This is a genomic window from Kitasatospora sp. NPDC022856 (assembly GCF_055561235.1).
In genome coordinates, this window is record NZ_JBVHHE010000001.1 from 24,349 (window position 1) to 39,483 (window position 15,135).

The 15,135-nt window shown below is 74.2% G+C and carries 8 protein-coding genes and 2 pseudogenes; 4 read left to right on the forward strand and 6 right to left on the reverse strand.

Going from position 1 to position 15,135, the window contains the following annotated elements; genetic code table 11:
* Positions 1-79: 79 nt before the first annotated feature.
* The 3 genes from ACZ34W_RS00130 to ACZ34W_RS00140 form a co-directional block, all read right to left on the reverse strand.
* Positions 80-1,729: a DEAD/DEAH box helicase gene (locus tag ACZ34W_RS00130; protein WP_465600197.1), complete on the reverse strand. Its 1,650-nt coding sequence runs from the start codon at positions 1,727-1,729 to the stop codon at positions 80-82.
* 157 nt (positions 1,730-1,886) lie between these two features.
* Positions 1,887-2,090, reverse strand: coding sequence for a cold-shock protein (locus tag ACZ34W_RS00135; RefSeq protein WP_329487154.1), 204 nt, complete (start codon positions 2,088-2,090; stop codon positions 1,887-1,889).
* 298 nt (positions 2,091-2,388) lie between these two features.
* Positions 2,389-4,563: an MMPL family transporter gene (locus ACZ34W_RS00140; protein ID WP_329487155.1), complete on the reverse strand. Its 2,175-nt coding sequence runs from the start codon at positions 4,561-4,563 to the stop codon at positions 2,389-2,391.
* A 552-nt stretch (positions 4,564-5,115) separates the two neighbouring features.
* On the opposite strand from ACZ34W_RS00140, the pseudogene ACZ34W_RS00145 reads away from it, so the two are divergent.
* The 3 genes and pseudogenes from ACZ34W_RS00145 to ACZ34W_RS00155 all read left to right on the forward strand — a co-directional run.
* Positions 5,116-6,503, forward strand: a pseudogene (locus ACZ34W_RS00145) (MMPL family transporter); the annotation flags it as partial.
* A gap of 153 nt (positions 6,504-6,656) precedes the next feature.
* Entirely contained in the window at positions 6,657-7,550 is an 894-nt protein-coding gene (locus ACZ34W_RS00150) for a phosphotransferase enzyme family protein (protein WP_465600201.1), read from the forward strand.
* A 125-nt stretch (positions 7,551-7,675) separates the two neighbouring features.
* Complete coding sequence (locus ACZ34W_RS00155) at positions 7,676-8,761, forward strand: polysaccharide deacetylase family protein (protein ID WP_465600204.1); 1,086 nt, start codon at positions 7,676-7,678, stop codon at positions 8,759-8,761.
* A 247-nt stretch (positions 8,762-9,008) separates the two neighbouring features.
* Here ACZ34W_RS00155 and ACZ34W_RS00160 read toward each other — a convergent pair whose 3' ends face one another.
* From ACZ34W_RS00160 to ACZ34W_RS00170, 3 genes and pseudogenes are all read right to left on the reverse strand, one after another.
* Positions 9,009-9,710, reverse strand: a complete 702-nt coding sequence (locus ACZ34W_RS00160; RefSeq protein ID WP_329487158.1) for an exonuclease domain-containing protein — start codon at positions 9,708-9,710, stop codon at positions 9,009-9,011.
* An 893-nt stretch (positions 9,711-10,603) separates the two neighbouring features.
* Positions 10,604-11,053 (reverse strand): annotated as a pseudogene (locus ACZ34W_RS00165) (GNAT family N-acetyltransferase); the annotation flags it as partial.
* Positions 11,054-11,141: 88 nt separating this feature from the next.
* A complete protein-coding gene (locus ACZ34W_RS00170; RefSeq protein WP_329487159.1) occupies positions 11,142-12,419 on the reverse strand; it encodes an SAV2148 family HEPN domain-containing protein in 1,278 nt (425 codons plus the stop codon).
* Positions 12,420-12,863: 444 nt separating this feature from the next.
* On the opposite strand from ACZ34W_RS00170, the gene glgX reads away from it, so the two are divergent.
* Entirely contained in the window at positions 12,864-14,996 is a 2,133-nt protein-coding gene (glgX, locus tag ACZ34W_RS00175) for a glycogen debranching protein GlgX (protein WP_329487160.1), read from the forward strand.
* The last annotated feature ends 139 nt before the right edge of the window (positions 14,997-15,135 follow it).

The following is a 15,135-nucleotide window of genomic DNA, read 5'->3' on the forward strand; positions in this document are numbered from 1 at the left end:
CCTGCCGGCGCACGCGAACGGCCCGGCTCCCCCACAGAGGGGAGCCGGGCCGTTCGTCCTCGTCCGCGTCCGGAAGGACTCAGTCGGTCTTGCGGCGCTGGCGGCCGGTGCCGTAGTTGGCGCCGGTCTTGGAGCCCGAGCCGGGCGCCGGGCGGCCGGAGGAGCGGCCGATGAAGCCCGCGGCCTGGCGGCTGCCACCGCCGCCCTGGCCGCCGCCGGCACCGCCGAGGCGCTGCTTCGGACGGGGGCGGCGCGGGTTGCCGTTCATGTCGACGTCGGTGGGCAGGCCCGAGCGCTTGGCGGGGCGGCGGCGCGGGGCGCCGGCCTTGGCCTCGGCGGCCGGAGCGGCGGCCGGAGCCGGGACGACCACCGCGACGGGTACGCCGCTGGGAGTGCGGGCACCGGTGATCCGGGTCAGCTCGGCGTCGCCCGGGCGGATCTTCGTCGTGGTCGGGCGGATGCCGGCGACCGTCATCAGCCGGTTGACCTCGCGCCGCTGGTCGGGCAGGACCAGGGTGACGACCGTGCCGGACTCGCCGGCCCGGGCGGTGCGGCCGCCGCGGTGCAGGTAGTCCTTGTGGTCGATCGGCGGGTCCACGTTGACGACCAGGTCGAGGCCCTCGATGTGGATGCCGCGGGCGGCCACGTTGGTGGCGATCAGCGCGGTCACCAGACCGTCGCGGAACTGGTCGAGCACCCGGTTGCGCTGGGGCTGGGACTTGCCGCCGTGCAGGGCCGCCGCCTTCACGCCGTTGGCCAGCAGCTGCTTGGCGAGGCGGTCGGCGCCGTGCTTGGTGTGCACGAACATGATCACGCGGCCGTCGCGCGAGGCGATGTGCGCGGTCGCGGAGGCCTTGTCGGCCGGGTCCAGCTGGAGCACGTGGTGGTCCATGGTGGTCACCGCGCCGGCCGACGGGTCGACCGAGTGGGTGACCGGATCGGTCAGGAAGCGCTTGACCAGCCGGTCGACGTTGCGGTCCAGGGTGGCGGAGAACAGCATCCGCTGCCCGCCCTCGGCGACCTGCTCCAGCAGCTTGGTGACCTGCGGCAGGAAGCCCATGTCGGCCATCTGGTCGGCCTCGTCGAGGACGGTGATGGCCACGTCGCCCAGTCGGACGTCGCCGCGGTTGATCAGGTCGTCCAGCCGGCCCGGGGTGGCGACCAGGACCTCGGCGCCCCGGCGCACGGCGTTGGCCTGCCGGGTGATCGACATACCGCCGACGACGGTGGCGATCCGCAGGTTCACGGCGGTGGCGTACGGGGTGAGCGCGTCGGTGACCTGCTGGGCCAGCTCACGGGTGGGCACCAGGACGAGGGCCAGCGGGTGCCGGGAGTCGGCGCGCTTGCCGGCCGTGCGGGCCAGCAGCGGCAGGCCGAAGGCGAGCGTCTTGCCGGAGCCGGTGCGGCCGCGGCCGAGCACGTCGCGGCCGGCGATGGAGTCCGGCAGGGTGGCGCCCTGGATCGGGAACGGCTCGGTGACGCCCTCGCGGGTGAGCGCGCTGAGGATGCCCTTGGGCAGGTCCAGCTCGCCGAAGGTGGCCGCCGGGGGCCGCGGCGGGGTGCCCCCCTGGACGACGGTGAAGTCGGCGGGCGCCTGGACGGCGCGCGGGGCGCTGGTGCGGGAGGCACGGGGGGCGCCGCCGTTGCGGGCGCCGCCGCCGGTGCGGGGCTTGCGCGAACGGTCGCCGCCGCGCTCGTTGTCACGGGGTGCGCGGGCAGGGGTGGTCATGGATTCTCCATCCGATGGGAGGCACAGCCCGGTCGGGGCTGGTCGGCCGTCGGGTGGGAATTCGCCGCCCCGGCCGTTCGGCGGCATGCACGAGGGCCCGCACCGTGCGGTACGGGCCCTCGCTACGCGAGATCGCGAGTCAGCTCGGAAGCTGGACTCAGATGACGCGGATGTTCTCGGCCTGCGGGCCCTTCTGGCCCTGCGTGACGTCGAACTCGACCTTCTGGCCCTCGACGAGCTCACGGAAGCCCTGAGCGCTGATGTTCGAGTAGTGGGCGAACACGTCAGCGCCGCCACCATCCTGCTCGATGAAGCCGAAGCCCTTTTCGCTGTTGAACCACTTCACGGTGCCGGTAGCCATAACCGTCTCCTCAAAAAAACTGGGGCATCAGAGCCCACACTTCGTGGACCCCAAGTAGCCGCGATCCCCATCCGGAGACTGAAACACCGGACAAAACAAATGCGCCTGTTGGGTTGAACCAGCAGGCGCACACAAACGTTCATGGGAACCAAAACTGCAACTGAGTCGACTGTAGCACGGCGCCACCCCGATTGACCGGGGACTTATTGCCTGGCACGTCACGTTTGCCCGCGCCGCAAAGGGGGCACGCGGCGCCCGCCGAAGCGGACGCCGCGTGCCGTGCGGTGCGACGGGGCGGTCAGTGCCGTCCGGCCGGCTCCGGCACACCGTGCGAACCGGCCACCGGGGCCGGGCCGGACTGGTGCTGGTCGTCGGCGCCGTGGCCGGGCCACCAGGCGGCGCGGCCGATCAGCGCGGTGAGCGCCGGGGTGAAGAAGAGCGCCATCACGAAGGCCGCCAGGGCGATGCCGAAGGCCATCGCGAAGCCGAACTCCAGCATGAACACGTTGCCCGCGAGCATGAAGGTCGCGAACGACGCCGCCAGGATGAACCCGGCCGCCGCGACGGTCGGGCCGCCGTGGCGCAGCGCCTCACGGGCCGCCTCACGCGGGTTGCGGCCCGCGCGGGCCTCCTCCCGCAGGCGGGCGATGATCAGGATGTTGTAGTCCGTCCCGATCGCCACCACGAAGAGGTAGATCAGGATCGGCAGCATGAACATCAGACCGCTCTCGCTGCCCAGCTTCTGGAAGAGCAGCGTGGCGGAGCCGAGGGTGGCCGTGAAGCCGAGCCCGACCGAGACCATCAGGTACCACGGGGCGACCACGCTGCGCAGCTGCAGGCCCAGGATCAGCAGGATCAGCAGACCCGCGACCGGGAACACCAGCTTGTAGTCGTGGTTCATCGCGAGGTTGATGTCCTTGTAGACGGCGGTCAGACCGCCGACCTTCGCCTCCGTGCCGGTCGGCGCCTGGCTGTGCGCGACCTCCCGCAGCTCGGTGACCGAGTCGATCGCCGCGTTGCTGGACGGCTCGTTGTTGAGCAGCACGGTGAAGTCGGCCGTCGTGCCGTCCTCGCTGAGCTGGGGCTTCGCCGCGACCGGGGACACCCCGTGGACGCCGCCGAGCTTGGCCGCGAAGCCCTCGAACGCGGCCGGGTCGAGCTTGGTACCCGCGGTGCTGGTCAGGTAGACGTGGCTCGGGTCGGCCGCGCCGGCCGAGAAGCCGTTCATCAGCTTGTCCTGGACGACCATCGACTCCTTGTCCTTGGGCATGGAGCTGCCCGCGAGGTCGAAGGTGCCGTTGTAGCCCAGGGCGCCGGCCGACAGCGCCACCAGCACGCCGCCGGAGGCCAGGGCGACCAGGGCGGGGCGCTTCTCGACCATGCGGCCGAGCGCGGTGAAGCGGGCGTTGCCCGGCTCGTTCATCCACTTCTTGCCCGGCCAGAACACACCGCGCGCCGGGATGACCGCGAGCACGGCGGGGGCCAGGGTGAGCGAGGCGAGCGCGGTGACGATCACCGCGATGGCCAGGGCCGGGCCGAGGGCCTTGAACATGCCGAGGCTGGAGAGGATCAGCACCGCGAAGGCGACGGTGACGGCGCCGGCCGCCGAGGCGATCGCCTCACCGACCCGGCCGACGGCGTTGGCCACGGCCTCCTTGCGGTCGTCCCCGGCCCGCAGCCGCTCGCGGTAGCGGAACGCCAGGAAGAGGAAGTAGTCGGTGCCGACACCGAGCACGACGACGATCAGGATCGCCGACAGCACCGGGGTGCTCTCCAGGCCGAACGCCTTGGTGGCGTAGGCGATCACGCCGTTGGCGGTCGGCATGGCGACCACCAGCGAGATCAGGATCGGCAGAAGTCCGGCCAGGACGCTGCGGAAGATGATTCCGACGATGAGCGCGACCAGGACGACCGTGGACATCGCGATGAGCGCGTCGGCCGAGCCGGAGGACTCCTTCTGGTCCAGCGCCTGGGCGGCGGCGCCACCGAGCTGGAACTTCAGGTCGGTCCCCGAGGTGAGCGACTTGCCCTCCTCGCGGAGGTGCTTGGCGGCCTCGCCGAAGTCCTCGGACTGCTGCTTGGCCTTGTCGATGGCTATCGGCGCGAGCGCGTACTTGCCGTCCTTGGACGTCGTCTGCTCGCTGACCGGGATGACCTTCTCGACGTCCGCGATCTTCTTGTCCGAGAGACCCTGGACGATCTTGGCCATGGCGGCCTTGTCGGCGTCGTTCATCGCGGCGCCGTCGTTGCGCTCGAAGAGCACCATCGCGGAGGGCGTGAAGTTGGCCGGGAACGCCTTCTCCTGGAGCGCCGAGGCCTGGATGGACTCGTAGTGCTTGGGAAGGAAGGAAGCCTCGTCGGTCTGTGCGGTGATCGTCGGCGCGCCGGCCACGATCGCGATCATCGCGACAACCCATGCCGCGATCACCCACCAGGCGCGACGGACGACGAAATGTCCGAGTCGGTGGAACATGCTCGTGATGCCTCCTGGGCATGGTTCACCGCCAGCCCTTGGGGGACGGGACTCCGGGCGACGGAGGACCGGCAGGGCATGGCGACGAGGCCCGCCCCTAGCCGGTCGGCAGGTAAGTGAGATGAGGACATCATCATACGAGAACTTGCTTGCCGACCGGCAAGCAAATATCCCCCGTAGACCAACCCCCTCAGGGACGCCGTCCAGCCGCCCCGCACCATCTTCACCCGCCGACCGGCCCTCTCACCTCGTGCTCGGGGTGGAGACCGCTCCCCCTCAGGGTGGAGTTCGCACCCACTCTGAGGGAGGAGAAGTCAGGGTTCCCCGGTAGGGATAACCCCACCCCGCCCCCGTGGCAGACCCCCGGGACGACTCCCCCGCCAGCCGGATGCCTGCTCAACGGCCCCTTCCCTACTGTCGGTTGTGACGCCGAACGCACACCGGCGCCCGATTCCGGCGGCCGGCTCTCCGACGGCACTCTCGCCCCGCGACGACCGCCGCTCTCCCAGGGGGAACGACTCCGTGAAGACCAAGCTCGGCCTCGCCGCCGCGATGGGCGCCTGGAGCGCCCGGCACAGAAAGGCAGCCGTCTTCGGCTGGCTGCTCTTCGTCGTCCTCTCCGGCTACCTCGGCGGACCGCACGGCAGCACCGAGGTCGCCGACTCCGAGGCGATGCCCGGCCAGGTCTCCCGAGCCGCGCGGATCCTCGACGACGCCGGGCTGACCGCCCCGGCGAGCGAGACCGTGCTGATCCAGAGTGCCACCACGACCGCCGACGCACCGGCCTTCCGTGCCGCCGTCGACCAGGTGCTCGCCGGGGTGACCGGCACCGGCCGGGCCACCGACGTCCGCTCCCCGTACGACACCGGGGCGGTCTCGGCGGACGGCCGCTCCGTCCTCGTCCGCTTCAACGTCGCCGGCGGGGACGAGGTGGCTGTGAAGAACGTCACGGCCGTGCGGGACGCCGTCGCCGCCGTCCGGCGGCAGCACCCGGACCTCACCGTGGCCGAACCCGGCGACGCCAGCTCCGGCAAGTGGATCGACGAGCAGTTCTCCGGCGACTTCACCCGCGCCGAGTGGACCGCCGTCCCGCTCGCGCTGGGCATCCTGCTGATCGCCTTCGGCGCGCTGGTCGCCGCCGTCCTGCCGGTCGTGCTCGCGGTCACCGCCTTCGTCGCGGCCGGCGGACTGGTCGCGCTCGGCAGCGGCGTCCTGCACACCACCGACAGCGCCGGCTCGGTGATGCTGCTGGTCGGCCTCACCATCGGCGTCGACCACTGCCTCTTCTACCTGCGCCGCGAACGCGAGGAGCGGGCCGCCGGGCGGGACCTGGAGACCGCGCCGGCGGTCGCCGCCGCCACCAGCGGCCGGGCCGTGCTGGTCGCCGGGGTCACCGTGGTGGTCGCGATGGCCGGCATGTTCCTCACCGGCATGGCCGAGTTCCAGGCGATGGCCTACGCCACCATCGTGGTCGTGGTCACCGCCGTGCTCGGCTCGCTCACCGTGCTGCCCGCCCTGCTGTCCATGCTGGGCGACCGGGTCGAGAAGGGCCGCGTCCCGCTGCTCGGCCGGCTGCGCCGCCCCGGCACCGCCGGCACCGGCGGCCGGTTCTCACCGCCGGGGTGGTCACCAGCGCGGCAGTGATCATGGTCGCGGTGTTCGCGGTCCTCGGCACCCTCTCCATGCAGGCGATGAAGCAGATGGGCGTCGGCCTCGCCGTCGCGGTACTGATCGACGCGACGGTGATCCGCGCGGTGCTGCTGCCCGCGGTGATGACCCTGCTCGGCGAGCGCAACTGGTACCTGCCGACCTGGCTGCGGTGGCTGCCCGGGCTCTCGCACGGCGGGAGCCTCCCGCCGGTCGGCGCAGCGGTCCACGGCCCCGGAACCACCACCGGGCCGGCCGAACCCGAGCGGGCCCGGCACCGCCGGGTCGGGGTCCGACACCACCGCCGGCACCCCGCCGTCCACCGGCCGCCACCCGCCCGTCGCCCGCCGGCCGCCGGCCGTGACCGGGCCCCGCGTCGCGCGGGGCCCGGTCCGCGTGCGTCATGATGATCACCGTCCAGGCGTCCCGCGGAACGGAGCAGCCCCATGATCCCCTTCGACGAGGGCCGCGCCCGGCTGCTGCTCGCCCGCGCCTGCGCGTCCGCCGGCCTGCCCGAGCCCGGCGGCGCCCGGCTGCTCGCCCTGGGCGAGAACGCCGTCTTCGACCTCGGCGACCCGGCCGTGGTGGCCAAGGTCGGCCGCGGCCCCGAGCTGTCCGACCGGGCCGGGCGGGAGCTCGGCTTCGCCCGCTGGCTCGCCGACCGGGGCGTCCCGGTGGTCCGCCCGTACGACGCCGTCCCGCCCGAGCCGAACGTCGTCGACGGCCACCCCGTGACCTTCTGGGAGCGGCTGGCCCCCGCCGAACGGCCCGCCCGGCCGGTGGACCTCGCGCCGCTGCTGCTCGCCCTCCACCGGCTGCCGCTGCCGCCCTTCCCGCTCGCCCGGCGGGACCTCCTCGCCCCCGTCGAGCGCTGGCTGGCCTCCGCCGAGGGGCACGTCGACCCCGCCGACGTCGCCTTCCTCCGGGACCGCCGCGACGACTTCGCCGCCGCGCTGCCCGGCCTGCCCGCGCAGCTGCCGACCGGCGTGATCCACGGCGACGCGCTGCCGCGCAACGTCCACATCGGGGCGGACGGACCCGTCCTGCTCGACCTGGAGTACGCCTCGCACGACCTGCGCGAGCACGACCTGGTGGTGCTCGCACTCAGCCACGACCGGTACGGCGTCCCGGCCGAGGAGTACCGGGCGTTCACCGAGGCGTACGGCTGGGACGTCCGGGAGTGGGCGGGCTTCGCGGTGCTGCGCGGCGCCCGCGAGACGGCAAGCGCCTCCTGGGTGGCCCAGCAGGCGCCGGGCAACCCGGCCGCGCTGGCGGAGTTCCGCCGGCGGGTCGATTCGCTGCGCGAGGGCGCCACCGGGGTGCGCTGGTACCCGTTCTGAGCCTGCCGTCTCCCGGGTGGGATCGGCGGCTCCGGCGTGCAACCGGGGCGGTCCGATGGGCGTCTTGTCGGACAGTCTCCCTGACCGGGGACCGGTAGCCGCCCAGTGCCTCAGGAGCCGCAGCCATGCCGGAGCACACCTCCTCGCAGCGTCCCTCCCCCTCCGTCCGACGCCGCCGCCGGCTGCTCGCGGGCTGCGTGGCGGTGGTCGCCTCACTCGCCCTGGCCGCCTGCGGCACCGCCAACGGGGCGCTGCAGCCGCAGCCGGGCACCACCGCGTCGGGGAACGCCTCGGGCACCACCGCGTCGGCCACCGGCGCCCCGGCTCCGTCCGCCTCGCCCGCCGGGTCCCCCTCCGGCTCCTCCTCGGCGTCCTCGTCCCCGTCCTCGTCCACGCCGTCGGGCAGCGCCCCCGCCGCCACCCCGCCGGGCGACGCCGTCCCGGCTTCGAAGCCCGCGACCGGCGGACCGGCCACGCCCAAGCCACCGGCTCCTCCGCGGACCCCGGCGCCCTCGAAGACCCCGGTACCCGCCAAGACCCCGTCCACCGCACAGGCCACCCGGCCGCCCACGACGACACCGGCCCCGCCCGCCCCGCCCGCGACCGGGGTGTCCACCTCGGTCGTCCGCTCCACCGCCTCCGGCGGGCGGACGGTGGCGCTCACCTTCGACGACGGGCCGGGCCCCGCCACCGGCGAGGTCCTGGACCTGCTGGCCCGGTACGGCGTCAAGGCGACGTTCTGCCAGATCGGCCAGCAGGCCGCCGCCCAACCCGCCATGGTCAAGCGGATCCGGGCGGCCGGCCACCGGCTCTGCGACCACACCGTGAGCCACCCGCTGCCGTTCGCCCCGCTCTCGCACGACAAGGCCGCGTCCCAGATCTCCGGCGGCCGGGACATGATCGTGCGGGCCGGCGGGCCGGGCACCGAGGTCGCCTGGTTCCGGGCCCCCGGCGGCGGGTTCACCGCCGACAACCAGCACATCGCCGCGGCCGAGGGCCTGCGCCCGCTCGGCTGGTCGGTCGACCCGCGCGACTGGTCCCGCCCGGGCGTCGCCTCGATCGTCTCCACCGTGCAGAGCCAACTCCGGCCCGGCGGCGTGATCCTGATGCACGACGGCGGCGGCGACCGGAGCCAGACCGTCGCCGCGCTGAAGCAGCTGCTCCCCTGGCTGATCGCCCAGGGCTACCGCTTCGACCTCCCCGCGCGCTGACCCGGCCGACCGACCGAACACCTCGCGACAGCCCGGCCCGGTGATCACCGCTCCGCACCGGGCGACCGATCAACCCGACGCGCCCGGACAGCGGTTGAACACCGGGTACGGGGTGCGACGCCTCCCTACCGCCGGCCACCCGGTCGGCGGACCTGATCACCGTCCCGCACGACCGGGCCGGTGCCCGACGCGGTGCGAGACCCGGTCGGCCCGGCCCGCCCGGCCGGGTGCTCCGGCGGTCAGGCCCTCAGCGCAGGGGCCAGCGCGGGTCGATGACGGCCTGCGGGTCCTTGCCGCGGCGGAGCCAGGCCTCCAGGCCCTCCGCCCAGCTCCGGTACCAGTCGATCTGGCGGGTGTGCAGGACGGCGAGCGGCACCTCGCCGACCTCGGCCGGGTACCGCTCCGCGAGGGCGACGGCGACCCGGACGGCGGCGAGGGCGTCGCTGCCGGCCTCGTGGGCGTCGGTCAGCTCGACCCCGTACACCTCGCAGACCCGCTGGAGGGTGCGCGAGCCCTTGCGGTACTTGTCGACGGCCCGGTCGATGACCAGGGCGTCGAGGACCGGCGCGACCGGACCGCCGAGGCGCTCGGCCAAGGGGGCCAGGCCGTGGCGGCGCAGCTCGGCGTCGAGCATCGAGAGGTCGAAGGGGGCGTTGAAGGCGACCACCGGGTGACCGGCGGCGAGCCGCTCGCACAGGGCGGTGGCTATCTCGTCGACCGCCGCCTTGGCCGGGCGGCCCTTGCTGCGGACGAGCTCGTCGCCGATGCCGTGGATCGCCTCCGCCTCGGCGGGGATCGGGACACCCGGGTCGACCAGCCAGCCGGTGGCGCTCAGCCGGCGGGCTCCGACGGTGTCCACGAGGGCGGCCGTGACGATGCGGTCCACGGTCGGGTCGGTGCCCGTGGTCTCCAGGTCGAAGCCGACCAGTGGCTGCTGCCACCAGCTCATAGGGGTGCGTCCTTCCGTCCTGCTGGTCGAAACAGCCCCTATCATCGCCCGGGCCACCGACAACGCCGCCGGTGGGGCGGGCGGGCACCGCCCCCGGGCCTCGCCGGGCAGGCTCCGGCCCGGCCCGCCGGCACCGTCCCGGGCCCGGTGGAGACCGGCGAAGTGCCCAGCGGCGGTGGCCCGCCGCGAGTGGCCCGGCGGCCGGTCCGGGCCGCCGCTGACCGACGCGGCCATGACGGCTCCGCCACTGGCCCAGGCCCGGTCGACAGCCCCCGGGGTCGGTGAGCGGCCACCCGGGGCCGCCGCGAGCGGGCCGGGCCCGCCGGACCGACGCGGCGGCGGCGCTTCGGCGGTGGTGGCCGGACGCCGCCCGCGGATCAGTTCGCCGCCGCGGCCGACGCCCCGGCCGCCGCCCCGGCCCCGGCCCCCGTGTGCGCGGTCAGCCGGCGGGCCTCGGCCCACACCTCCTCGTCGAGTTCGCCGCGCGTCCGGGTGCTGCGGCCGAGCAGGTCGTAGTCGTCGTCGAGGAGGGCGAGCGCCTCGGCCGGCCCGTCCTCGTGCCCCCACCGCCGGTGCGCCGCGTGCGCCAGCTCCCTCGGCGTCAGCTCGCCGGTCAGCAGCCGGGCGGCCAGCGCCACCAGCCCCGCCCGATCGGCGGAGCGGCTGTCGACCGGCGGGAGGTCGAGTCCGAGCTCCGCGAGCGCCGGCGCCAGCAGCTCGGCGACCGAGGCGTCCGCCTCCCCGTAGGTGCAGGCGGCGAGGGCCCGCAGGGCCGGGGTGTCGAGCCCGGCGGCCAGGGCCCCGCAGGCCGCCTCCACCACCTCGCGGGCCCGCAGCTCGCCGATGGTCCAGAGCAGGGCCCGGTCCCGCAGCCGGGCGGCGGCGGGCGAGCCGACGGGCCGGCGGAGCAGCCGGACGTCCACCGGGTCCTCGGAGACCAGGGTGAAGCCGTGCCGCTCGTAGAGGCGGCGCGCGGGGCTGCCCCGGAGGACGTCGAGCCGCACCGGCTCGCCGGCGGCGTCGGCCTCGGCCAGGACGGACCGCAGGACGCCGGAGCCGACGCCCCGGCCCTGGAGCTCCGGGGCGAGGTAGAAGTGCTCCAGCAGCCGCCCGCCCCGCCCGTCGGGGCGGACGGTGACGCAGCCGGCGAGGGCGCCGTCGACCAGCACGGCCGACGTCCAGCGGGTGGAGAAGGAGTCGCGCAGCCGCCGCCGGACCCGGTGCTCGTCGTAGCGGCCGAGCCGTTCGAGGTCGGGGCGCAGCACCACGGCGCGCAGCTCGACCAGGGGTTCGAGGTCGGCGGTCGTGGCGGGGCGCTTCGTCCAGGCGGGGGTGGTGGTCACCGGGGCAGTCTTCCAGCGGCCCGGCCGGCCGGGCCAGCCGGTTTCGCGGCGGCCCCGGCCCCTGCGCGCCAACCGGCCCGCCGGCCGCTCAGGAGACCGGCCGGGAGTCCCCCCAGATGCCCTCGAACTCCTCGCGGTAGACCTCCAGCAGCCCGGCGTCGGTGCCGCCCGGCTGCTGGCCAGCGCCGCCGCGCAGGACCAGGGCGGGCGACTCCATGCCGCGGGCCCGGCGCAGGTAGGGCTGGACCACCCCGAGGTCCCGGGTCTGCCGGCGGGGGCCGCCGGTCTGGCCGGACGGGCGCGGGCCCTCGACCAGGTAGGCGGTGAAGCGCGGGGTCTCGTCGAAGACCCGGATCTCGAAGCCGCCCTGGTCGCGCAGCCGGGCCCGGACCCGGCGCACGTGCATGATGTTCATCTCGATCGAACGGGCCAGCTCGCCGCGGCCGAGGCCCAGTTCGCGTTCCCGGCGGCGGACGGCGCTGCTCGCCGGGTTGAGGAAGAGCAGCCGGACCCGGCAGCCGTCGGTGGCGAGGCGGACCAGGCGCTTGCCGGTGTAGTTCTGGCAGAGCATGCCGAGGCCGATGCCGAGCGCGTCCAGCCGCCGGGCGCCGTCCAGCAGGTCCTCCACCGGCAGGTCGCGCTGGAGCCGGACCCGGTCGGCGTGCACCGCGACCACGTCCGCGTACCGGCCGGCCACCAGGGACTCGACGACGTCGGCGGGGACGCCGCCGGTCCCGCCGTCCAGCACGGCGAGCAGCCGGGCGGCGGCGCGTTCGGTCTGGGCGAGCACGGTCGGGGTGAGGACGCGGTTGCGGGAGACGACGTGCCGGGCCACCTCCAGTTCGTCCAGCGCCAGCTCGATCTCCCGGCGGTCGGCCAGGTAGGGGTCGAAGCAGGGCCAGTGCTGGACCATCAGCTCGCGCAGCTGGGGCAGGGTGAGGAAGACCAGCGGGTCGTCGTCGGCCGGGTCGAGCAGGTAGCCCTTGCGGCGGCTGACCTCGCGGACGGCGCCGGCCCGGTGGGCCCACTCCTCGCCGGCCGGGCCGGCCGCGGCCGTCACCCAGTCCTCGCCGTGGGCGGGCGCGTAGATGGGGTAGAGCACCTCGTCGACGAGGGAGCGCAGCCGCTGCTCGACCAGGTTGAGCCAGACGTACGCCCGCCCGGCCAGCCGGACCCGCTGGTAGGCGTCCTCCCACTCGGCGCCGGACCAGGCGAGGGCCGGTATCTCGACCGGGCCGCCCTGGGCCGGCACCACGGCCCGGCCGGTCATGGCGGGGCGCATGACGACCGTCGGGGCCTCGCTGCGGGCGCCGCCCCGGTCGGGGCCGCCGGGCCCACCGCCACGGCCGCCGGCGGGGTACACCATGCGCCACCTCACCTGGTTGCTGCCGGAGCCGGTGGTCTGCCGGATCGCCTGTCGGGTCTTCTGTCGGGTGCTGCCGGTCCTGCCGCGTCCGCCGGCGCCGCACTCCCTGATGGATCGCCACGGCGCGGGAAGCGGCCGGACGATCAAGGGTACTGCCCGCCGCGAGGCGCCCGCAGCCGGTTGGCCGAGGGGGCGCGTGCGCCCCGGCCGCCCCGTGCGTCCCGGCGGCCCCGGGGGTACCCGGCGGACACCCGTTCGGGCGAACACGCGGCGAATGGCCCCGCCCTCGGGGGCGGCGTCGGGGAGTATGCGGACTGTGCCGTGCGTCACGGCGCGCGACCGTCGCACATGCCCGGCCGCCCAGCCGGGAAGAGAGCGTCGGGGTCCGGGCTGATAGTCGGACTACCTGTCAGTTTCCCTCCGACACAAGGAAGTTGAGGACTCATGCAGGTCTGGCCAGGGAAGCCCTACCCCCTCGGTGCCACCTTCGACGGGGCCGGTACCAACTTCGCGGTGTTCTCCGAGAGCGCCGACCGCATCGAGCTCTGCCTGCTCGACGAGGACGGGTCGGAGACGGCCGTCGAGCTGCGCGAGACGGACGCCTTCGTCCGGCACGCCTACCTCCCCGGGGTCCAGCCCGGCCGGCGGTACGGCTTCCGCGTCCACGGACCGTACAACCCGGGCCTCGGCCAGCGGCACAACAGCGCCAAACTGCTGCTGGACCCGTACGCCAAGGCGATGAGCGGGAACATCGACTGGGACGAGTCGGTCTACGGCTACCACTTCGGCGCGCCCGAGCGCCGCAACGACCTCGACTCCGCCCCGCACACCATGCACTCGGTGGTCGTCAATCCGTACTTCGACTGGGGCACCGACCGGCCGCCGCGCACGGACTACCACCGCACGGTGGTCTACGAGGCCCACGTGAAGGGCCTCACCAAGCTCCACCCCGGCATCCCCGAGGAGATCCGCGGCACCTACGCGGGGCTGGCCCACCCGGCGGTGATCGAGCACCTGGCCAAGCTCGGCGTCACCGCGATCGAGCTGATGCCGGTGCACCAGTTCGTCCGCGACCACCGGCTGCGCGACCTCGGCCTGGCCAACTACTGGGGCTACAACACGGTCGGCTTCTTCGCCCCGCACTCCTCCTACTCCTCCACCGGGGACAGAGGCCAGCAGGTGCAGGAGTTCAAGTCGATGGTGAAGGCGCTGCACGCGGCCGGCATCGAGGTGATCCTGGACGTCGTCTACAACCACACCGCCGAGGGCAACCACCTCGGGCCCACCCTCTCGCTGCGCGGCCTGGACAACGTCTCCTACTACCGGCTCGCCCAGGACCAGCGGTTCTACGAGGACACCACGGGCACCGGCAACAGCCTGCTGATGCGCAGCCCGCACGTCCTCCAGCTGATCATGGACTCGCTGCGCTACTGGGTCACCGAGATGCACGTCGACGGCTTCCGCTTCGACCTCGCCGCCACGCTGGCCCGGCAGTTCCACGAGGTGGACCGGCTCTCCTCGTTCTTCGACCTCGTCCAGCAGGACCCGGTGGTCTCCCAGGCCAAGCTGATCGCCGAGCCGTGGGACCTCGGCGAGGGCGGCTACCAGGTGGGCAACTTCCCTCCGCTGTGGACGGAGTGGAACGGCATGTACCGGGACACCGTGCGCGACCTGTGGCGCGGCGAGAACGCCACGCTCGCCGAGTTCGGCTCCCGGCTCACCGGCTCCTCCGACCTCTACCAGGACGACGGCCGCCGCCCGATCGCCTCGATCAACTTCGTCACCTGCCACGACGGCTTCACCCTGCGCGACCTGGTCTCCTACAACGACAAGCACAACGCGGCCAACGGCGAGGACAACCGGGACGGCGAATCCTTCAACCGCTCCTGGAACTGCGGCGTCGAGGGCCCGAGCACCGACCCGGCCATCGAGGAACTGCGCGCCCGCCAGCAGCGGAACCTGATCGCCACCCTGATGCTCTCCCAGGGCGTGCCGATGCTCTCGCACGGCGACGAGCTCGGCCGCACCCAGGAGGGCAACAACAACGCCTACTGCCAGGACAACGAACTCGCCTGGGTGCACTGGCCCGAGGGTGACGGCCCCGAGTCCCGGCTGCTCGAATTCACCCAGGGCATGATCTGGCTCCGCCGCGACCACCCCGTCTTCCGGCGGCGCCGCTTCTTCCACGGCCGCCCGGTCTCCGGCCGCCCGGCCGCCGGCCACTACGAGGACCTCACCGACATCGCCTGGTTCACCCCCGGCGGGGAGGAGATGACCAAGCGCAACTGGGGCGCCAGCTACGCCAAGTCGCTCACCGTCTTCCTCAACGGCTACGCCATCTCGGAGCCGGACCGGCGCGGCGGGCGGATCGTCGACGACTCCTTCCTGCTGATGTTCAACGCCCACTTCGAACCGCTGGAGTTCACCGTCCCGGCCGACCACGGCCAGGAGTGGCAGGTCGTGGTCGACACCGCCCAGCCCCGGCTGCCCGCCCCCGGCGCCGGCGCCCGGGTCAAGGCGGGGGACGCGCTCTCGCTCGTCGACCGCTCGCTGATGGTGCTCCAGCGGCCGGCCTAGGCCGGGTGCCGGACGCCCGGCCGCGGGGCGGCGCCCGGGGTCCGCGGCCGGGCCCCACGGCGTGCCGCGGTCACCACGTTCACCTGTTCGGATCAGCAACGGGTCTTGGCCGCGGGCTCGCACGGGTAGTCATGGACAC

Bases quoted from the DNA above. Each gene is read 5' to 3' on its own strand.
- ACZ34W_RS00130 (WP_465600197.1), bottom strand. From the start codon at position 1,729: ATGACCACCCCTGCCCGCGCACCCCGTGACAACGAGCGCGGCGGCGAC.
- ACZ34W_RS00135 (WP_329487154.1), bottom strand. From the start codon at position 2,090: ATGGCTACCGGCACCGTGAAGTGGTTCAACAGCGAAAAGGGCTTCGGC.
- ACZ34W_RS00140 (WP_329487155.1), bottom strand. From the start codon at position 4,563: ATGTTCCACCGACTCGGACATTTCGTCGTCCGTCGCGCCTGGTGGGTG.
- ACZ34W_RS00150 (WP_465600201.1), top strand. From the start codon at position 6,657: ATGATCCCCTTCGACGAGGGCCGCGCCCGGCTGCTGCTCGCCCGCGCC.
- ACZ34W_RS00155 (WP_465600204.1), top strand. From the start codon at position 7,676: ATGCCGGAGCACACCTCCTCGCAGCGTCCCTCCCCCTCCGTCCGACGC.
- ACZ34W_RS00160 (WP_329487158.1), bottom strand. From the start codon at position 9,710: ATGAGCTGGTGGCAGCAGCCACTGGTCGGCTTCGACCTGGAGACCACG.
- ACZ34W_RS00170 (WP_329487159.1), bottom strand. From the start codon at position 12,419: ATGGTGTACCCCGCCGGCGGCCGTGGCGGTGGGCCCGGCGGCCCCGAC.
- glgX (WP_329487160.1), top strand. From the start codon at position 12,864: ATGCAGGTCTGGCCAGGGAAGCCCTACCCCCTCGGTGCCACCTTCGAC.